Below are 20034 nucleotides of genomic sequence, written 5' to 3' on the forward strand. Positions count from 1 at the left end.
CTATTCTTTAGTTATACTATGACGCCTAAAAGTTTTTGTAACACTATAATTACAGGCCCTGTTCGCCCAATATTCTATCTTGTATTCGGATAAAAGTTGAGCAATGATATAGGTAGTCTCTTCTTCATCAAATCCAAGTTTTTCTCCGAGATCTATTTCATTCATTTTACCATTGTTTTCTTTCAAGGCCTGGTAATATTTATTCTTGTTTTTCATAATTCTTTTTTTACTGCAATCATTATATGAGGGCTAAAGGATAAGAGATAGGGATCATTTTCTGTAATCCTTAAGAGCTCCATCAACGTTTTTTTTCTATTCTTGTCGAGTAGGTTTTTAAAGAAATCTTTATCAAGCCAAGTCATACCTTCAATGGCATAGGTGTTAATATATGTCAATTCTTCGTTAACAAACTCTTCCTTTAAATCATTTGGTTTATGATAATAGCCTTCTGCTAACAGCCAAGGAAAATCATCTGGAGGGTTATGAATCCCGGTAGTTAATTCTTGTTTACACATTTTGAAAAAACTTGGTTTATGCATAAACCCATTTAGTAATCCTGCCAATGTTGATGCCGTATAATTAATAGCAAAAGCCAAAATAATACCGTTGTTTTTTAGTACACGTTTAGCTTCTCTAATGCTTAATTCTCGATCTTCTTTTTTTTGAAGATGATACAGGGGACCGTGCATTAAGACTATATCTGCAAAGTTATTTGGAAATTCTAGCTTTCTTGATTCACCTACGTGAATTGAATACTTGTTTTTCATTTTATTTGCTCTATTTTGTGCTATTTCTATATGTTTTAAAATAGGTTCCACCAAATACACTTGATGTCCTTTTTTTGCAAGCCATTCAGAATATTTACCTGTTCCGCCGCCTATGTCGATAATCTTTGAAGGTGAGGTTGAGGTGTATTTTTCTATAAGTGATTTAATTCTTTCAAACTCAAATACTCCCATCCCTTTGTTAAGTCTGGTTTCTTCAGAAACTTTATTATAGAAAAGCTCTATATTTCTACTTATTAAATGTTTACTATTCATTTTTACATAGTATATTATGCGTTATCACGTTTTGAAATGTTTAGGGTGTTTCAAAGTGATAATCTAATTGATTACAAAATCAATTGATGTTGTTTAAAATTTGATGATATAAATGGTCGTGATTATCTTAGTATTAGAATGAAGATCTCCTAATACCTTAAGTACTCATTTATTAGAGTATGTCTTTTTTGAAGACTTAGATAATATGTTAGAAATAGTATAACAGACTGCAAATATAAAACTTCTGAATTACTTCTTTTTCAGTTTTGGTGTTTTTCTAAATAGTGAGGCATACAATTGTCTTTGGATTGGATTAGGGCATAAACAAACCTTCACAATTTAGTTTTAAGCTTGATACATTATTTTTTGATGAAATCTGATAGCCAATACATACCAAGTACCGCCGTCATAGGAAATGCTTTGCTATGGTCGGCAGATTCAATTACCTCAAGCTTTGATGATAAAGTGGTGTAATTTTCACTTCTCAGTATAGAGGCAAGACCAATAGCTTGCCCTACTGCATCTTTTCTTTCCAATGCACCAACCGATACAAAAATATTGGCATTTAGGTTTTTACGATTTAGGTTCTTAATCGATTCAAGTTCATGAATGTATGGTTTGTTTGATGAAACTGAAGGGCTACCAAGAATGTAATTTTTAAATGTGTCTGGTTGAGTGAACAATATGTATGCTCCAAACTTTCTGCCCATAGAATACCCAAAATAGCTACGGTTATCAGGATCAGTATGATAATTGTTTTCGACATATGGGATAACATCGTTTTGGATAAAGGCTAAATGGTCGTTTGCTCCTCCAAACTGATATTTAGCTTGATGTTCTGGATTACTTGATTTCGTTATTGAGTAATCGCGAAATCTACTGGTATAAACGCTATCACTATTTAAATCTTTTTGCCAGGAAATTCCAACCAGGATTGCTTCTTGTATTATGTATTCAGCAGAACCAGATAGTATTTCGACATGCCACATCGCATCGGTAAAGTAAATTACGGGGTATTTTGTGTCATTGTCTTTTGAATATCCTTCTGGTAACTTTATATAGAGCTCATATTGTCTTTTGTTTTTAGTATCCTTTATTGGGATCACCTGTATTCGTGGCAATTCCAAATAAGAGATTTCCGTATTTTTGGTGTCAACATTTACACCGCTTTTTTGTGCAAAGATTGTATTTAAGGATAAAACGATTGTAAGTATTAATAATTTAATAGTTTTCATGTATTTTCCTTTTTGTTAACATAGTTGATAACGTTTGGATACCACTTTATGTAAATGTTATTCAAGAGCCATCAGTTGATCAGGATGGTTCTGAATAACGAATAGTTTTAAACGCTAATCATAGAATTAACAATTACTATTATTTTATTCTTCTAGAGCATATCTCCGATCTCTTCTTTTATAAAAGCTAGTGCGGTGTCACTAGGAGCTCCTTTTTCTACCAATTCGGTAAGAAGTACTTCTCGCATTTTATCGGCAGAGTCTACTTCTTTATTCATAGTAGTTTTTCTGATCATTGCAATCGTTGCATTTTTGGCTGCTTTTATGGTATTCCAACATTCATATGAAATATAGATTTGTTGAGTAAGATTATGTTCAAACTCTTGATCTATAGTATGTATAAGCATAGATTCATAGCTTTCCTTATCTTCGCCAACAGGGGCCATTCTCGTGAGTAGTTTTCCTGGAGAAATTCGTTCTAAAAATAATGCCATACGTTCATAGGCTTGTAGGCGTAAAGGAAATGCCTGTTTTTGATTTTCCCTATGCAAGAGAAATCTGCGACGCTTTTCTTCATTATTGGTGTGCTGTTTAAAGAAGAATATGGCAAGTATAGTAATTAATGTTGACGGAATCAGTGATATAGCCAAGGGGATGATTTCGATATCCATAGTGTAATTTGGTTGTTTCGTTAGTTTATTTATTTTTCATATCCGCCGCCAAGATAACTACATTGTTTTAAGTCTTCGGCACAGGTAAACTCGACTGGAGTTTTGATGTATTTAAAAGATTCTTCGAGAGTTTTCGTTAGTTCGCCATCATCTACATTAAGGTCGACGTCTTGCATAGTAAATTGACAAGGATGCTCATATCCTGATGCATGTGTGATCTCTATAAATTCTTTTCTAAATGTTTTAAAATATTGTGCAAGACGATCTGATTTTAAAGGTACATTAATACCATTTTGTAACCACTTGCTTTGCGTCGCAATTCCGCTAGGACAGCGATTGGTATGACATATTTGTGCTTGTATACATCCTATACTCATCATCGCTTCACGGGCCACATTGATGCAATCTACACCCATAGCAAAAGCCATAGCTGCTTTGGCGGGGAATCCTAGTTTTCCACTGCCTATAAATACTACACGATTGGTTAATTTATGTTCTTGAAATATTTTATAAATAGCAGCAAATCCATATACCCATGGTAATGAAACGTGATCGGCAAAACTTGGCGGAGCAGCACCAGTACCGCCTTCGCCACCATCTATAGTAATAAAATCTGGTCCTCTATCGGTTTTTACCATAAGTGCTGCCAAAAGTTCCCATTGCTCGATTTTACCTATTGCAGCTTTAATACCTACAGGCAATCCTGTTTCATGTGCAATATCTTCTATAAACTGTAAAAGTTCTGGGACACTATTAAAAGCGGTATGAGCGGAAGGAGATAAGACATCTTTACCAACTTCTACACCTCTAATCTTGGCAATTTCAGGAGTAATTTTTTTACCGGGAAGAACGCCACCCTTTCCTGGTTTTGCTCCTTGAGATAATTTTATTTCAATTGCTCTTATAAAAGGATTGTTTTGAACCAATTCTTTTAATTGTTGCATTGAAAAGTTACCATTCTCATCACGAACGCCAAAATAACCAGTCCCGAAATGAAAGATCACATCGCCTCCATTACTGTGATAGGGCGAAAGACCACCTTCTCCTGTATTATGAAAGGCATTAGATTTTTGAACTCCAATATTTAATGACTCTACAGCTTTGGCAGAAAGTGATCCAAAGCTCATTGCAGATACATTGATTATAGAGCCTGGTCTGTAAGGCTTTTTACGTTGATTATACAATCCCATTACCTTGGCGCAAGGCAGAAAAGATTTATCCTCCTTATTTGGATGCTTTTTATCCATTTTAAAAGGGATCATACAATTTTTTACAAAAATATGTTGGTGTAGATAGATGTCTCTGTCGGTTCCGAAGCCTTCGTAATTGTTTTCATTTTTTGATGAAGCATATACCCAACCTCGCTCAATTCTATTAAAAGGAAGTTCCTCGCGATTGTTGGCTACAAAGTATTGTCGCATTTCTGGACCTATGCTTTCTAGCATGTAGCGCAGATGGCCGATAATTGGAAAATTATGTTTTATCGTATGTTTTTTATTGAAAAAAACATCACGTATTGCTATGATTACAAATAGAACAATAATCCAAATCCACCAGGAAACTGAGTCTAAAAAGTCAAGTATATTTTCCATCAATATTTTTTATCTATTGTGCATTAAGATAATCCAGGGTAAGCTGCGACATGACCTTAACACCAAGTTTAAGACCGCTCTCATCAATATAAAAATCTGGTGTATGGTGTGCAGCCGCTTTTTGGTCGCCAGGGGTTTTTCCTCCTAAAAAGAAATAAAAACCTGGTACCACTTCTTGAAAATAAGAAAAATCTTCACCACCCGTAGTTGCTTTAGAAAGTAATACATTTTCCTTTCCTGCAATTCCCTGAATAGTTGGAAGCATTTGTTTTACCAATTGAGGGTCATTATAGGTAATCGATGTATTGTTTTGAAAATCGATTGTTGCTTCGCCACCATATGTTTTTGCAATAGAAGGAACCATTTCACCCATTCTTCGAATGATAAGTTCCCTCATTTTGGGATCTAGGGTTCTCACAGTTCCAATCATTTCTGCACTTTCAGGAATAATATTGAAACGTACTCCACTAGTAATTTTGCCTACTGTAATTACAGCGGCTTCATTTACCAAAGGGGATTCTCTACTAATAATCGTTTGCAGTCCGTCTATTATTTTTGCTGAAATCAGGATAGGATCGACTCCTGTCCAAGGAGCAGAACCATGAGTTTGCTGTCCTTTTACATTAATCACAAAACGTTCTACTGCCGCCATGGTGCCTCCGGGTTTGTAACGTATTTTGCCCACTTCGGTTCCAGAGTTGATATGTAGACCAAAAATAGCATCGACATCTGGATTCTTGAGAACGCCTTCTTTGATCATTAATTTTGCTCCGCCTTCTTCGCCAGGAGGAGGTCCTTCTTCTGCAGGTTGGAAAATAAATTTTACAGTGCCTTTTATTTTATCTTTATGTTTGGTAAGGATCTCTGCTACACCCATCAAGATTGCCGTATGGGTATCATGACCACAGGCGTGGCTTACACCAACCTCTGCGTCCAAAAAGGTAGTTGTGACGGTCGACTTAAAAGGAACGTCAGCTCTTTCTTTTACAGGAAGTGCGTCAATGTCTGCCCTTAATGCCACGGTTTTTCCTGGCTTACTTCCTTTAAGAATAGCAACAACTCCTGTTTTGGCTACCTTTTCAGTAACTTCCAAGCCAAGATCTTTAAGGTGTTTTGCTATTTTTTTTGCGGTTTCGAATTCTCTATTCGATAATTCCGGATTTTGATGAAAATCCCTCCTCCATTCGATTACTTTTTCCTCGAGGGCATCAGCCATAGTATTGATTTCAGGATCAATTTGTTGAGCCTGAACAGAGCAAAAAGAAAAAAGAACGATAAATAATATTGATGATATGTTTGTATTCATTCGAGTTAAAAATTGATAAGCCTATAATTTTCGTTTTGTAGTTGTACCAAAGCCGTCATTGCCGATAACGCAAATTTTATTTCAGGAAGAGCATCTTCTTTTGTGATTTGCCTATAAGCAGCAGTCTGACCGCATAGGATTATTTGCACACCTTTTTCAGAAAGTGCTGCAATGAGATCTGCATTGGGGTTATCTACTTTATATTTTTCTTGGTATTTGGCGTTGTTTAAAATATCATAGGCAGCTGAACCATGAATTACCAAAGCTACTTTTAGCTTTTCATGAGATACACCTGCATCCACATGCATATTTAGATATCTGGCTGCTGTATTAAATAATGGATTTACTTTGGTATTATCTTCAAAAGTTCTTCCAACATCAAAAACTACTTTTAAATCACTTTGTAAATCCGTTTTAAAATCTGGTGAAGACACTTCATATGTCTTGCCATAATTTGATATCACAGCACCTTTTTTTTGAGCAAAGATCAATAAAGGCATTACTATAAAGATACTGGTAAAGCGTATGTTTTTCAATCTTTCAATTTTTGAGATTTTAAATATATTCAAAAATCTATTAATTGAAAGTTAAAATCATATTTAGATTTATAAAAATAAGGCATATCTCAATTTATAAGATATGCCCCTGTAATAATCACTTTTGAGAATTATCTCTTGATAAACTTTCCAATGGGTTTGTTATTAATCAAAATCACATAAAGTCCTTGGGTTAGATCTGAAACATCAACCTCTGCCTTGGGATCTGATTGTATAACGATTTGTCCCAACATGTCTACAATGCTTATAGCATAGTCATTTTTAGTGATTCCTTCAATACGAAGTGGCTCATCACTTTTTACTGGATTTGGGTAGTACTCAAATGTTCTACTTTCAAGGCTTAAGTTAAGTTGAGAACGATCTACATTGAATTTTTCAGTAATAGAGGAACAACCTGTCTTATTAGAAATCTCTACACTATATTCTCCTATTTGTAAGGGGAGAAGTGTGGCTTGATTACTGTCATCTAACACTTCATCATTTAAAAACCATTGGTAGGTGGTAAATGAGTTCGGTACAGATAATTTTTGATCTTCATTTACTGAAATTTCTGGTACAGTGGGATCGTCAAGAACTATTACTTTGACTTCGGTACGAATCTCAGTTGTGCAATCGTCAATTAAACCAGCAACATAATAGGTTTGAGTAGAAGTTAGTACAGGAGTCCGATAGGTAGCTCCACTGGATAATAAATTACCCCCGTTTGGCTGATCATACCATCGAAATTCACTATTTCCCGAGGCTGTAATTATTGCCGGTTCACCAATACAGATGTTTTGATCTTCTGCAACAGGTTGATTAGGTATGTTTATAGTAATAAAATTTGTTTTTTCGATAGTGTTTTCACCTATTTCATTGACTGCAGTAAGCGATATGGTATAAGTACCAGCAGCAGTATAGTTGTGCGTTGGATTTTGCACATCAGATATAGTACCATCACCAAAATCCCAACGGTACGAATTAACACGGTTTATTGTCGTGCTCCTAAACTCTACTGTAGAACAGCCGATTTGCGAAGCCTCAAAGTTAGCTATAGGCGGTTGCCTATTATCTCCAGGAGTATAACTTCCAGATATAAAATAATTACCTAAAGAAGAGTAATCGGAATATCCATCAAAAGGAGTACCTTCACCAACACCATCAATTTCAATAAAATAAGTACCTCCTTCTAGGTTTGTATTTATAGAAGCATCTAAACCTTGCGGATCTGAAAAAGCAACTTCTTCTCCTAAACCATTTAGAATTCGAGCTTGTATATTAAGATTAGGGTAATCAGGATCTGGATTGAAGTCAAACGAAACATTTCCGGTTTCAACCACAAATGAGAAAATATCTTTGTCCTCTCTGCTATTTATTAAACCAAAGTTCTTATCGGGGCTTACCTGACCATCATCGTTAACCCTAATTTCGGTAGCGTTATTAATAATATCGGCATGGTCATCTGGCCTGAAGCCAACACCATTTCTTTGATCTCCTATGATTGCAATATCATCTTGCGTTTGATTGGCATTTTCAAATTCCCCTTGACTCCAATGTCCAATAGGTCTGCTGGCGCTCCAACCCATAATAGGGCTCCATTCTCCATGTCCCCCATAATACTCGGTACCACCTTGACTGTCATGTGACAAACCAAGAGTATGACCTACTTCATGAGAACCCGTTTCTCCGGCCACTCTTGAGGAACTGATATTATACACCCAACAAGGGTCGTCGAATGAGTTTGAAGCAAAGGATCTAAGATAAGCTACCCCTCCAGAGCCAGGTGCAGCATCTGAAGTAGGGGTGAAGATGCACATCATACGACGATTTCTGGGAGCGGCTTCATAAAGATCTCTGCGCGTAGTAATGTTTATATTAAAAGGTCGGAAATCTTCCGCCATTATTTTCCATATTCTTATAATCTGCTCATCAGAAAATTCGGGCGATTGCGCATTAATTTGGGAACCGCCTGCCCATCTGGATCCCGTAACAACCTCACCATCAAAATCCAGGTAAACAATGCCTTCTGCACCTGGAAGACTTTCTAAAACCGGTGCCATTTTGGTTGGAGTATGAGAAGATTTATCTATGTTTTCAACTTTTTCAAAATCGACGCATAAAACATTGTTGATATCCGTTTCTTTGATGTATATACTTCCGTCATTCTTTGTGAACAATTTAAATGCTTTTTTTTCGGTATTGATAATAATATCTCCTTCTAGTTTTTCTTGTTCGGTGTAAAATGAAAATGAGGATGAGTTTTGATTATTCACAACCCCAATGATGGTGGTGCTTCCTTTTGATTGAATTTGCCTGTTTACAGTTAAGGAAAGCGATTCATAAGCAGAAACTTTTAATGCAACAGATTTGCCTTTCTTTTGATTAATAAAATGATCTATAAAGCTTTGTTGATCATTAGCGATAAGGAATTCTTTTTTGTCGGATTGACAATACAGAATACCAATATTGGCCCCCATTACAAGAACCAAAAAGGTCGTTAGAATTTTTTTGCACATTTTGTCGGTTAAATAGGTTTTAAATGTTAATAGAAATGGGGAAACTTTTGCTTGTTAATTGATCCAACGTTTTGTTGCATATATTAGTATGCAAGAATAAAGAATTAAACTTTAATTATGAAACATTTTGTAGATATACGTAGTAAAGACGTATTCTGTATCCAAAATACGTCTTCGAGCATATACTAGGGATCCTAGATTTTAAAAACCAAGAAATAATTAACTATACATTTTATAGAATTATGAAATGCTAATGATTCTTTCTAAAGGTATTATAGTAGATTGTTTTAAAATAACTTCTTTATCGGTAATTCCCCAAATGGTTGTTTCTACTTTTTTAAATCCTGAATCGTCTACAAAAACGATTTTTACCTTTTGATGTTCCAAATTTCCAAGTGATAAGGCTCTTTGTAATTCTAAAAACCTATCAATTTGATCTTTTCTTTTGTTCAGCACATCTTCTTTTGGGAATTTTAAAAATTTAATCTGTTCTTTTTCAATCATTTGCACATTCATGTTTGGGGCCATAGGTGTAAATTTTGCGTTAGTTTTGAGATTTTTATTAAAAATAATTTTTCTAAATATAACACTTTTAATCTTAAAATATTGCATTTAATCTATAAAACACATTGGTTTTTTACTAAAATGTAGGAAAAAACAAGCGTCCATTAGTACGTTTTTTATAAATGTATTCGGTTTACATATGGGGATATAAATTCAATTGTTTACTAAGGGGGGATGTAATTTGTCTACAATAGGTTATGTTTTGGTTCAGGTAATTTTGATCTAATAATCTACAAAATATTGTATGCTGTTTATTAATGAAATACTTATAGAAAATTGTTTTCACTTTTTTAAAGTTATTTACTACAATTTGTTTACAAAAAGACTGGAAAGTAGTTTTATAACCGTTATGGTTTGCTTAAATTTCGATCATTAAAAATGATCAAATTTGGAAGAGTATTTAGCAGAATTGAATGATGCGCAACGGGCCCCGGTTCTACAGAAAGATGGACCGATGATTGTAATTGCGGGAGCCGGTTCGGGAAAGACACGTGTACTTACATATCGAATTGCATATTTGATGCATCAAGGAGTGGATTCCTTTAATATACTGTCGCTTACATTTACAAACAAGGCGGCGCGTGAGATGAAAAAACGTATTGCCACTATAGTAGGGGCAAGCGAAGCAAAAAACCTGTGGATGGGAACATTCCACTCTATTTTTGCCAAGATCTTACGATTTGAAGCCGATAAATTAGGTTATCCATCAAATTTCACGATTTATGACACTCAAGACTCTCAAAGATTAATCGCTTCGATTATCAAAGAGATGGGACTAGACAAAGATATTTATAAGTATAAACAAGTTTATTCCAGAATATCTTCATATAAGAATAGCTTAATTACTGTAAAGGCTTATTTCCAGAATCCAGAATTGGTAGAAGCAGACGCAATGGCCAAACGCCCACGAATGGGCGAAATTTATCAACATTATGTAGAGCGTTGTTTTAAGGCCGGTGCAATGGATTTTGATGATCTTTTACTTAAAACCAATGAGTTATTGAATCGTTATCCCGATGTTTTGGCCAAATATCAAAATCGATTCAGGTATATATTGGTAGACGAGTATCAGGACACCAATCATTCCCAATATCTTATTGTTCGTGCTTTGTCTGATAAATTTCAGAACATCTGTGTTGTAGGAGATGATGCACAAAGTATTTATGCTTTTAGAGGAGCAAATATCAACAATATTTTGAATTTTCAACGAGATTATGATAATGTACAACAATATCGTCTAGAACAAAATTACAGATCAACAAAGAATATCGTTGAAGCTGCCAATTCGATTATAGACAAAAATAAAACCAAACTAGATAAAGTAGTTTGGACTGCAAATGACCCGGGGCCTAAAATTATTGTTAATAGATTGTTGACCGATGGAGATGAAGGAAGGTATGTGGCAAGTTCAATTTTTGAAAATCAAATGCAGCACCAATTAGGAAACGGACAGTTTGCTGTACTGTATAGAACTAATGCCCAATCCAGGGCAATAGAAGATGCCTTACGAAAACGAGATATTAAATATAGAATATATGGAGGACTCTCTTTTTACCAACGCAAGGAGATAAAAGATGTATTGGCTTATTTGCGTTTAGTGATCAATCCAAAAGATGAAGAAGCCCTAAAACGTGTAATTAATTATCCGGCACGCGGAATAGGAGCTACCACTGTTGATAAATTGGTAGTAGCCTCAAATCACTATGATCGTTCGATTTTTGAAGTCATAGAAAATTTGGATCGTATTAACCTAAAAATCAATAGTGGTACAAAAACGCGATTGGAGAACTTTATGAATATGATCAAAAGTTTTCAGATTACCAATCAAACTTCAGATGCTTTTGTGTTGGCCGAAATGGTTGCCAAGAAAACAGGTTTACTGCAGGAACTCAAAAAAGATGGCACTCCTGAAGGTATCGCCAGAATAGAAAACATTGAAGAATTACTTAATGGTATTCGTGATTTTGTTGAAGGACAGAAAGAAATAGATGAAGCTACGGGATCATTGGCAGAGTTTCTTGAAGATGTAGCGCTTGCCACAGATTTGGATCAAGATACCGGTGATGATGATAGAGTTGCGCTAATGACCATCCATTTGGCAAAAGGATTAGAGTTTCCATATGTTTACATTGTAGGGATGGAAGAAGATCTTTTTCCCTCGGGAATGAGTATGAATACCAGGAGCGAACTAGAGGAGGAACGACGTTTATTTTATGTAGCACTAACCAGGGCCGAAAAACAAGCTTATCTCACCTATACACAGTCGCGATACCGCTGGGGTAAACTGGTAGATGCAGAGCCTAGTAGATTTATTGAAGAAATTGATGATCAATATCTAGAATACTTAACCCCAGTAGAAGGGTATCGATACAAACCTTTAATAGATGCCGATATATTTGGAGAGGTAGACAAAAGCAAACTTAGGCTTAAAAAACCAGTTTCTGGAACACCACCATTGGCACATCAACCAACCGAAGAGCAATTACAAAAATTAAGAAAACTTAGACCTGTTTCTAATGGTAATACAGATCAACCAAAATCAGACCTTTTTGATAGTGGTTTAAGCGCAGGTATGGCTGTAGAGCATATGCGCTTTGGCATAGGCAAGATTTTGAGACTTGAAGGAGTAGGACAAGATAGAAAGGCCGAGATTCAATTTGAGAAAGGAGGCATCAAAAAGTTACTACTTAGGTTTGCCAAGTTGAAAGTTATTGGATAAGATCATTACAAAATAGATTGTGTTTTTAATACTTTACCAACATGATACAAGTGCCATCATTGATTCTGGACATTGAAAAATGCAAAAGAAATATAGAGACCATGGCTCTTAAGGCACAAAAACATGGACTTATTTTTAGACCGCATTTTAAAACTCACCAATCGCTAGAGATTGGAAGATGGTTTAAGGATTTTGGTATTACTAAGATTGCAGTATCCTCTCTAGAGATGGCATTATATTTCTCTGAAGAATGGAATGATATTACAGTGGCTTTTCCAACCAACATTCTTGAGATTGAACGAATTAACTTACTAGCAAGAAAAATTCAACTTAATCTTTTGGTAGAATCTATAGAGACAGTACAATTTTTGTCTCAAAATGTAGACTATCCAGTTGGTTTTTTTATAAAAATTGACACCGGTTATCACAGAACAGGGTTATTGCCAACCAAGATAAATACTATAGATGAAATTCTAAAAACTTCTATGGCTTCAAAAAATTTGAATTTTAAAGGTTTTCTTGCACATTCTGGCCATACCTATACATGTAATAGCAAAGCCGATGTTCTTAAAATTCATTCTCAATGTGTTAATGAATTAAGCATATTGAAGAAAAAGTATGTTACAATGTTTCCAGATATAAAGGCTTCACTCGGTGATACACCTAGTTGTAGTTTGGCAGATAACTTTGGAAGTATTGACGAAATAAGACCAGGTAACTTTGTTTTTTATGACCTTATGCAAGCAAAAATAGGTGCTAACAACATGGATCAAATTGCGGTGGCGATGGCTTGTCCAATTGTTGCTATTCATGATGATAGAAACGAAATTGTAATCTATGGCGGAGGGGTTCATTTTTCTAAAGAAAGATTGGAAAGTGAAAAGGACGGAGTTATTTATGGCAGAATTTTTGAAAGGAAAGGTAACGTATGGGGAAACATAGTACCAGATGCTTATGTGAAGAGTCTGTCTCAGGAACACGGCATAGTTTCTATCCCTGGTGATCAAATCAAAAATCACAAAGTTGGCGATTGCCTTATGGTATTACCAATACATTCTTGTATGACTGCCAATTTGATGAAACGATATAAAATAGAAGGTCGAAAGGATATTTTAATGATGAACTCACAGTAATTCTTTGGTTTTAATTTAAAAGTTATCTTAAAAAGAACCTTTATCTTTACCCTTGTATAAGTGTAATTATGGCAGAGTTTATAAAATTATATAACGAAAACCCTAATCCCAGAGAGATCCAAAAGGTAGTGGATTGTTTACGTAATGGAGGATTAATAATTTATCCAACAGATACTGTATATGGTCTTGGATGCGATATTACCAATAATAGGGCATTAGAACGTATCGCTCAAATTAAAGGAGTAAAATTAGCCAAAGCAAATTTTTCATTTATCTGTAAAGACTTAAGTAATTTATCTGATTATGTTAAGCAAATAGATAATGCTACTTTTAAATTATTAAAAAGAACACTTCCTGGGCCTTATACCTTTATTTTACCAGGAAGTAATAACTTGCCAACGGTATTTAAGAAGAAAAAAACAGTAGGAATAAGGGTACCTGATAATAATATTTGTACGACCATTGTTGAAGAATTAGGAAACCCCATTGTTTCTACTTCAATTTATGATGAGGATGAAGTAATTGAATATACTACAGATCCCGAATTGATATTAGAGAAATGGGATAACCTGGTTGACATGGTTATCGATGGAGGGTATGGAGATAATATTCCATCTACTGTTATTGATCTTACCGAAGGAGACCCTGTACTTATTAGAGAAGGTAAAGGAAGTGTTGATATTATTTAACCCTGGTTAATTTCGGTTTGGGAAACTGCATATTTTAACTCATTTCGGTATTTGCTAGGTGTTTTTCCAGAAAATTGCTTGAATAGCTTGCTAAAATGAGAAAAATTACTGAAGCCACTTTCATAACATATATCGGTTATACTCGTTTGTTTTTCATGTAATAATTTGGCGGCATGTACAAGTCGATATTCATTTACGAATTGGGTAAAGGTTTTTCCTGTAATTTTTTTGAAGTATCTACAAAATCCAGGAACACTCATACTGACTTTTTCAGCAATTTCTTCCAGGGGAATTGGCCGGCCAAATTCTTGTTGTACAAAATTAAATATTAAGTTGATTCTATTATTGTCCTCAAAGGCAGTCTCTACAATAAAACCTTCTGCATTAAGAATGGTATACTCATCAGAATTTTCCATATCCTTTAGGATTTCAAGAATGCCAATTAGTTTTTCAAATGATTCAACCCCTTTTAAAGATTCAATTCGTGTTCCAATTCTTTTTTTGGTATCTCCATAAAAAACAATCCCTTTTTTGGCTTGCTCTAATAATTTTCCAATAGCCATCATTTCAGGGATTTCAAAAAAAGAATCTCCAAGAAAGTTTGGTAACATTTGTATGATGGTTTCACTATTATTTCCTGTAAAATCATCGGTAAATCCACAATGGGGTAGGTTACTTCCAATAAGCATTAGGTCTCCGTTACGGTAATAAGACATGTGGCTACCAATCTGCCTTTTACCAGTGCCTCCATTTACATAAACAATTTCGATTTCAGGATGGTAATGCCAAATGGGGTCTTTATTCTTATTGTCTTTCGAAAATGTCTGATAATACAATGAACTTCCAAATTCGGGAACGATTTTTTCTAATGACGGTTTGTTGTTTTTCATAGTAAGATTTAATCTTTAATGACAAGCTAATATTGTTCTTTTATTGTTAAAATATTGTAAAATTAAAATAAAAAATATGTTAATTTAACATGATTGTGGTTTTGCAGTATCCTACAAAGTTAATATAGCACATAAATATGCAAATTATGTTGTATTTGTTATTTCAAATCGATTCTACATTTGTACCATCAAAACGTTAACAACTAAAACTTGAAATTATGAAAAGAGTAATGAACCTATTTTTGATAGCTTGTGCTATTTTATTTAGTATTTCGGTGAAGGCTTCAGACGTAATGTCTGTAAAGATTGAGAACTCTTCTACACTTAATGTTTCATTGTCTAATATTAGCAAGGGGCAAAAGTTGTATTTAAAAAATTATTCGGGAAAGATTTTATTCGATATCACATTGGAAGCTATGCCATTGTATAGAAAGTATTTTAATTTTAATACAGTAAAAGATGGTGTGTATTTTGTAGAGACAGAAACTGAATTTGATGTTAAAATCACTCCTGTAGTAAAGAACAAAAAGGGGATCGCATTAATTAACCAGTCCGTTGTAACTGTTTTTAAGCCAAAGGTACTTGTTGAAAATGCTTTAGTTCGAGTAATGCTAACAAGGTCTGAAAAGTCTCCTCTACAAGTTTCTATTTATGATAGAGAAGGAGTGATGCTGCTTAATGAAAATGTTGAAGAAGACAAAGCAATTTTTGAAAGAGCTTATAACTTTTCTGATGTACCAGCAGGTAAGTATTTTATCTATTTTGATTTAAAGGATAGAAAATTTGTAAAAGAAATTAATATTTGAATTTGATTGTTTTATTTTGACTAACCACAATCAAAAAGGCAATGCATTTAGCATTGCCTTTTTTCTTATTCTTATATTGTTAATCTTGTAATTACTCTTTTACCAAATTAATTTCTACTCTTCGGTTTTGAGCTCTTCCCGCTCTGGTTTTGTTGGTTGCTATTGGTCGATCTTCTCCATACCCTGTAGCTGATAGTCTAAATTGATCTATCCCATTTTCTACCAAATATGTTTTAACGGCATTGGCTCTTGAATCTGATAAACGTTGGTTAAGTCTTGCACTACCTGCGCTATCTGTATGACCTTCTACTTTGAATTTGGCCGTTGGATATTCATTAAGAATACTTACAATATCAGCAAGAACTTTATTTGATTCTTCTTTTATAGTCGATTTTCCAGAGTCAAATAAAATGGTTTTTGCATATTCATTCAATGTTTTTTGTACTTCCTCTGTAACCTCTGGGCATCCGTTATTAGCTACTGTACCAGGTACATCAGGACAATTATCATCTTTGTCCAATACACCGTCACCATCAGTATCCGGCCAAGGACAACCATAGTTTTCTTGTGGTCCTGCTACTTGTGGACAACTATCATCTTTATCAAGTAAACCATCTCCATCCGTATCCGGCCAAGGACAACCATTATTTTCTACTTCTCCGGCCTCTTCAGGGCATTGGTCATCTTTATCCAATACAGTATCTCCATCGGTATCCGGCCAAGGACAACCGTAGTTTTCTTCTGGACCTGCAGTCTCGGGACATTCATCAACTTTGTCTAATACACCATCACCATCTTTGTCTTTTGGTCTAGATTGGTATACAGGTATCTTTAGACCTGCATATACATCGGCACCTTTGGTTTTGTCGCCCAAAAGAACAGAGAATACTGATCCAGATCCAATGTATAAAGGTCCAGCTCTTAATCCAGCTCCCCATTGAAAACCGCTGTGTTGCATTACACTAATAGGAGAGTAAAAACTAAACCATTTGCTCTCGAATCTTGGGGTAAGTGAGACAACATTAGCGACTCTACTTCTGTTTACTTTATCTTTTGCAGTAAGGGATAAATCTGTATTTAAGTTTAAGTAAAACCTTTTATTAATACTCCAATCTACATTCGCATGTAATGCTGTAGGTAATACTGCTTTAGAAGCATCTCCGGGTGCTAAAGCGGTATAGAATCGCTCTAATTCATCTAAGTCTATATCTTCAAAGTCATTTTGAGAAAGCGTATTATTAAAATCATATCTTTCCTCAATTCCTTCATAAGAGATAGATCCAAGATCGGTAAGAGACAATCCAAATTTTAATTTATACTTATTTACATCTTTTGGCATATACGTTTTACCCTTACTATCTGTCGATGTATACTCTTTATAATCTGGTCTCCATTCATAAATGAAACCAAGATCAACACCTACACCAGTAGCGCCACTTATAGTCTCAATATCAATATCGTCAAGATCTTCAAGGTTTTCGCTATATCCGTATGCAACTTCTCCAGTAGTTGTTACCTCTCCGGCACCACTTATTATTTCGTTGGCATCAAAATCTACTGTAAGATCATTTCCCCGGGCGTATGCTGTTCCTAATCCTTGTAGGTACTTAAGTGTGATACCTCCTTTTAGGAAATGTTCTTCTTTATTCATTAACACTCTTGCATAGGTAGCTCCGATTTCGGCCCAGGCATTAGCACTTCCATATGCATCACCTTGATTTACATTAAAATCAATATTATCATCAAGATTATTGATAAGGCTTTCCAAAGTTTCACCGCTAATTCCATTAACGTTATAAAATGTACGTGCTCTGCTATAAATGGCAATTGAGTTCTTTTCATTTATATTAAACATGAAGGCAGGACCTAATACATCAAAATTCCCTACAAGGTTGTTTTCGTCCTTGGGAAATTCTCTTCCTTCATCTTCTATTTCATAATCGTCATCAAAGATGTCACTGAAATTAACACCATAATAGTCATTAGCAATAAAAGCACTAGCTCCAATAAGATTGATATCTGTTTTAAATCGTGAATCTACGATATTGGCAGGGTTGCTAATTATGCCATGAACACCGCTATAATTATCGGTAAGAAATCCAACATAGGATTGCGCTTTTACGGATGCCCCACATAATATGAGCAGAACCGTAGGAAAAAGTTTTCTCATTTTTCGGTTTTTAGATTTGGGTTTAGTTTTAAGGGATGTAAAGATATTAGTATTTCTTTAACATAAAAATTTATTCTAAAATTAAATTAACAAAAAAAGGATGCCATTTTTGACATCCTTTTTTATATATGAGAAATATATGTTTTAGTTTCCTCCTTGAGACGCTTTTTTCATTCCGTCTTCGATCATATTATAGAATTGATCCAGTTTTGGAAGCACAACTATTCTTGTACGTCTGTTTTTTGCACGATTTGTAGAAGAACTGTTATCTGCAACAGGAACATAGTAACTTCTACCAGCGGCAGTCATACGTTTAGGGTCAACTTTGAAATCGTTTTGTAATACTCTAACTACAGATGTAGCACGTTTTACACTTAAATCCCAGTTGTCTAATAGTACTTTGTTTTTGATAGGTACGTTATCCGTATGTCCTTCTACCAAGAATTCAATGTCAGGTTTATCGTTAACTACTTTGGCTACTTTTCCTAGCACTTCACGAGCTCTGGCAGAAACATTGTAACTTCCGCTTTTGAAAAGTAGTTTGTCAGAAATAGAAACATACACTACACCTTTTTCTACGTTGATTTCTATATCCTCGTCGGCAAGGTTTCCTAAAGCTCCTTTAAGACTGGTAACCAAAGCAAGGGTTACAGAATCCTTTTTGGTAATCGCATCTTGCATTGTTTTAATTTGCAGGTCTTTCTCTTTGATACTTTCCAAAGATTTTTCAAGATTCTCAGCTTCTTTCGTTGAAAGCGTGGCCAAGTTTCCTACATTATTTAATAATGCCGAATTTTGATTTTTAAGATTTGATACTTGATCTTGTAGTACTTTTAATTGTGACGTTGAGCTTGCTTTTTCTTCAAGGCAGCTATTAAGTTTAACAGTTGCAGTATTAAGTAAGTCTTCGGTTTCTTTGTTTTTGGCTTCTAGTTCGGCATATTTCTTTTGTGATACACAAGAAGATAATAAAACGGCCATAGAGGCGCCAATAATCATTACTTTTTTCATTAGAAAATTTGTTTTAAGTCTTGTTCTGGTTATATAACTCAAAATTATTAAAAATGTGGCGTAAACTAAGCCTGTTAACAATAATTTATTAAATAACCTTATAATTGATTAAAATGTTTACGTTTTAAAATAAAATACTGCCATACAACGGAAAAAATTGAATAATATTTCCCTTGTCTGAAAAGTTTTTTTCTTTTTTTAATGAAATGATTCAATTTACGGTAAAAGGTGTAATGAGCCTTAAGAATAGCAAAGAAATGAGAAAATTTCCCCGAAAACAAAAATTTCACTCCTGCAATACCATCCAATATTAGTCTGCTAAGTATCAAAAACCAAATATTATTTCCAGGAACATTTTTAACCAATAGAAATAAACTATTTCTAAAGTTAAGAAAAGTCTTTTTGGGATTCATAGTATCAAGAGTGGCACCTCCCAAATGATATACTGTAGATGATCCGTTATACATTATTTTGTATCCTTGATTTTGGATTCGCCAACAAAGATCTATTTCTTCCTGATGTGCAAAGAAATCTTCATCAAGTTTGCCTACTTTTTCGAAGATGCTTTTTCGTATAAATAAGCATGCTCCACTTGCCCAAAATATTGGAGTGGTACCATTATATTGACCGTTATCTTCTTCTAGAGTGTCAAAAATCCTACCTCTACAATATGGATAACCAAACTTATCGATAAACCCGCCAGCAGCTCCGGCGTATTCAAAATGTGTTTTCTTTTTATAATCTAGTATTTTGGGTTGTAGAGCGGCAACATTTTCAGATTCTTCAAAGGTCTTTAAAACGGGCACAAGCCAGTCTTTGGTGACCTCGACATCACTATTAAGTAAACAGTAAATATCAGCCTCAATTTTTGCCAATGCATCATTGTAGCCTTTGGCATAACCGCCATTAACTTCATTTTGAACGATTTTTACTGTTGGGAAATGATTTTTAACAAAAGAAACAGAACCATCAGTAGACGCATTATCTGCTACGTAAACTGTAGCTTCTTTAGAGAATTTTATTACCGAAGGTAAAAACTGCTCTAGAAGTGCTTTTCCGTTCCAATTAAGAATGACTACTGCTATTTTCACAACTGCAAATTAATGAGTTTATTCTGAAAATAGTAGTAGTCAAACTAGAATATTTTTAATCCAAA

General features: G+C 34.6%; 17 protein-coding genes. 4 read left to right on the forward strand and 13 right to left on the reverse strand.

Features of this window, described 5'->3' with window-relative positions; translation table 11 throughout:
- From U6A24_RS21075 to U6A24_RS21115, 9 genes are all read right to left on the reverse strand, one after another.
- A complete protein-coding gene (locus U6A24_RS21075) occupies nucleotides 1–216 on the reverse strand; it encodes a hypothetical protein (protein ID WP_324182002.1) in 216 nt (71 codons plus the stop codon).
- The gene (locus U6A24_RS21080; protein WP_324182003.1) at nucleotides 213–1040 is read right to left on the reverse strand and encodes a class I SAM-dependent methyltransferase; all 828 of its coding nucleotides are present in this window, start codon (nucleotides 1038–1040) and stop codon (nucleotides 213–215) included. Before U6A24_RS21080 ends, U6A24_RS21075 begins: the two co-directional genes overlap by 4 nt.
- A gap of 359 nt (nucleotides 1041–1399) precedes the next feature.
- Entirely contained in the window at nucleotides 1400–2275 is an 876-nt protein-coding gene (locus U6A24_RS21085) for an alpha/beta hydrolase (protein ID WP_324182004.1), read from the reverse strand.
- Between the two features lie 152 nt (nucleotides 2276–2427).
- Complete coding sequence (locus U6A24_RS21090) at nucleotides 2428–2946, reverse strand: DUF7935 family protein (RefSeq protein ID WP_324182005.1); 519 nt, start codon at nucleotides 2944–2946, stop codon at nucleotides 2428–2430.
- Nucleotides 2947–2975: 29 nt separating this feature from the next.
- Nucleotides 2976–4538: an FMN-binding glutamate synthase family protein gene (locus U6A24_RS21095; RefSeq protein ID WP_324182006.1), complete on the reverse strand. Its 1563-nt coding sequence runs from the start codon at nucleotides 4536–4538 to the stop codon at nucleotides 2976–2978.
- Nucleotides 4539–4551: 13 nt separating this feature from the next.
- Nucleotides 4552–5844, reverse strand: coding sequence for an amidohydrolase (locus U6A24_RS21100; RefSeq protein WP_324182007.1), 1293 nt, complete (start codon nucleotides 5842–5844; stop codon nucleotides 4552–4554).
- 5 nt (nucleotides 5845–5849) lie between these two features.
- Nucleotides 5850–6380 carry a DsrE family protein gene (locus U6A24_RS21105; protein ID WP_324182008.1) on the reverse strand — a complete coding sequence of 177 codons (531 nt, stop codon included), beginning with the start codon at nucleotides 6378–6380 and terminating at the stop codon, nucleotides 5850–5852.
- Between the two features lie 131 nt (nucleotides 6381–6511).
- The gene (locus U6A24_RS21110) at nucleotides 6512–8896 is read right to left on the reverse strand and encodes an Ig-like domain-containing protein (protein ID WP_324182009.1); all 2385 of its coding nucleotides are present in this window, start codon (nucleotides 8894–8896) and stop codon (nucleotides 6512–6514) included.
- 240 nt (nucleotides 8897–9136) lie between these two features.
- Complete coding sequence (locus U6A24_RS21115; protein ID WP_324182010.1) at nucleotides 9137–9400, reverse strand: hypothetical protein; 264 nt, start codon at nucleotides 9398–9400, stop codon at nucleotides 9137–9139.
- 448 nt (nucleotides 9401–9848) lie between these two features.
- Between U6A24_RS21115 and U6A24_RS21120 the strand changes: the two genes are divergently transcribed.
- The 3 genes from U6A24_RS21120 to U6A24_RS21130 all read left to right on the forward strand — a co-directional run bounded on the left by U6A24_RS21120 (nucleotide 9849) and on the right by U6A24_RS21130 (nucleotide 14001).
- Nucleotides 9849–12179, forward strand: coding sequence for an ATP-dependent helicase (locus U6A24_RS21120; protein ID WP_324182011.1), 2331 nt, complete (start codon nucleotides 9849–9851; stop codon nucleotides 12177–12179).
- A 41-nt stretch (nucleotides 12180–12220) separates the two neighbouring features.
- The gene (locus tag U6A24_RS21125; protein ID WP_324182012.1) at nucleotides 12221–13312 is read left to right on the forward strand and encodes an alanine racemase; all 1092 of its coding nucleotides are present in this window, start codon (nucleotides 12221–12223) and stop codon (nucleotides 13310–13312) included.
- A gap of 68 nt (nucleotides 13313–13380) precedes the next feature.
- Nucleotides 13381–14001, forward strand: a complete 621-nt coding sequence (locus tag U6A24_RS21130; RefSeq protein WP_324182013.1) for an L-threonylcarbamoyladenylate synthase — start codon at nucleotides 13381–13383, stop codon at nucleotides 13999–14001.
- On the opposite strand, the gene U6A24_RS21135 is transcribed toward U6A24_RS21130, so the two are convergent.
- Nucleotides 13998–14891: an AraC family transcriptional regulator gene (locus U6A24_RS21135; protein ID WP_324182014.1), complete on the reverse strand. Its 894-nt coding sequence runs from the start codon at nucleotides 14889–14891 to the stop codon at nucleotides 13998–14000. The genes U6A24_RS21130 and U6A24_RS21135 overlap by 4 nt on opposite strands.
- Before the next feature lie 218 nt (nucleotides 14892–15109).
- Here U6A24_RS21135 and U6A24_RS21140 point away from each other — a divergent pair, with 218 nt between their 5' ends.
- Nucleotides 15110–15697, forward strand: coding sequence for a PPC domain-containing protein (locus tag U6A24_RS21140; RefSeq protein WP_324182015.1), 588 nt, complete (start codon nucleotides 15110–15112; stop codon nucleotides 15695–15697).
- 91 nt (nucleotides 15698–15788) lie between these two features.
- Here the strand turns inward: U6A24_RS21140 and U6A24_RS21145 are convergent, their stop codons facing one another.
- From U6A24_RS21145 to U6A24_RS21155, 3 genes are all read right to left on the reverse strand, one after another.
- Nucleotides 15789–17867: a DUF5723 family protein gene (locus U6A24_RS21145; protein WP_324182016.1), complete on the reverse strand. Its 2079-nt coding sequence runs from the start codon at nucleotides 17865–17867 to the stop codon at nucleotides 15789–15791.
- A 144-nt stretch (nucleotides 17868–18011) separates the two neighbouring features.
- Nucleotides 18012–18878 carry an OmpA/MotB family protein gene (locus tag U6A24_RS21150; RefSeq protein WP_324182017.1) on the reverse strand — a complete coding sequence of 289 codons (867 nt, stop codon included), beginning with the start codon at nucleotides 18876–18878 and terminating at the stop codon, nucleotides 18012–18014.
- Between the two features lie 98 nt (nucleotides 18879–18976).
- On the reverse strand, nucleotides 18977–19969 hold the full coding sequence (locus tag U6A24_RS21155; RefSeq protein ID WP_324182018.1) for a glycosyltransferase family 2 protein: 993 nt from the start codon (nucleotides 19967–19969) through the stop codon (nucleotides 18977–18979).
- Nucleotides 19970–20034: the final 65 nt, after the last annotated feature.

This window comes from Aquimarina gracilis (assembly GCF_035285365.1).
GTDB classification, from domain to species: Bacteria; Bacteroidota; Bacteroidia; order Flavobacteriales; family Flavobacteriaceae; genus Aquimarina; species Aquimarina gracilis.

Coding starts and splice junctions, on each gene's coding strand:
- U6A24_RS21075 (WP_324182002.1), bottom strand. CDS start 216: ATGAAAAACAAGAATAAATATTACCAGGCCTTGAAAGAAAACAATGGT.
- U6A24_RS21080 (WP_324182003.1), bottom strand. CDS start 1,040: ATGAATAGTAAACATTTAATAAGTAGAAATATAGAGCTTTTCTATAAT.
- U6A24_RS21085 (WP_324182004.1), bottom strand. CDS start 2,275: ATGAAAACTATTAAATTATTAATACTTACAATCGTTTTATCCTTAAAT.
- U6A24_RS21090 (WP_324182005.1), bottom strand. CDS start 2,946: ATGGATATCGAAATCATCCCCTTGGCTATATCACTGATTCCGTCAACA.
- U6A24_RS21095 (WP_324182006.1), bottom strand. CDS start 4,538: ATGGAAAATATACTTGACTTTTTAGACTCAGTTTCCTGGTGGATTTGG.
- U6A24_RS21100 (WP_324182007.1), bottom strand. CDS start 5,844: ATGAATACAAACATATCATCAATATTATTTATCGTTCTTTTTTCTTTT.
- U6A24_RS21110 (WP_324182009.1), bottom strand. CDS start 8,896: ATGTGCAAAAAAATTCTAACGACCTTTTTGGTTCTTGTAATGGGGGCC.
- U6A24_RS21115 (WP_324182010.1), bottom strand. CDS start 9,400: ATGATTGAAAAAGAACAGATTAAATTTTTAAAATTCCCAAAAGAAGAT.
- U6A24_RS21125 (WP_324182012.1), top strand. CDS start 12,221: ATGATACAAGTGCCATCATTGATTCTGGACATTGAAAAATGCAAAAGA.
- U6A24_RS21130 (WP_324182013.1), top strand. CDS start 13,381: ATGGCAGAGTTTATAAAATTATATAACGAAAACCCTAATCCCAGAGAG.
- U6A24_RS21135 (WP_324182014.1), bottom strand. CDS start 14,891: ATGAAAAACAACAAACCGTCATTAGAAAAAATCGTTCCCGAATTTGGA.
- U6A24_RS21140 (WP_324182015.1), top strand. CDS start 15,110: ATGAAAAGAGTAATGAACCTATTTTTGATAGCTTGTGCTATTTTATTT.
- U6A24_RS21145 (WP_324182016.1), bottom strand. CDS start 17,867: ATGAGAAAACTTTTTCCTACGGTTCTGCTCATATTATGTGGGGCATCC.
- U6A24_RS21150 (WP_324182017.1), bottom strand. CDS start 18,878: ATGAAAAAAGTAATGATTATTGGCGCCTCTATGGCCGTTTTATTATCT.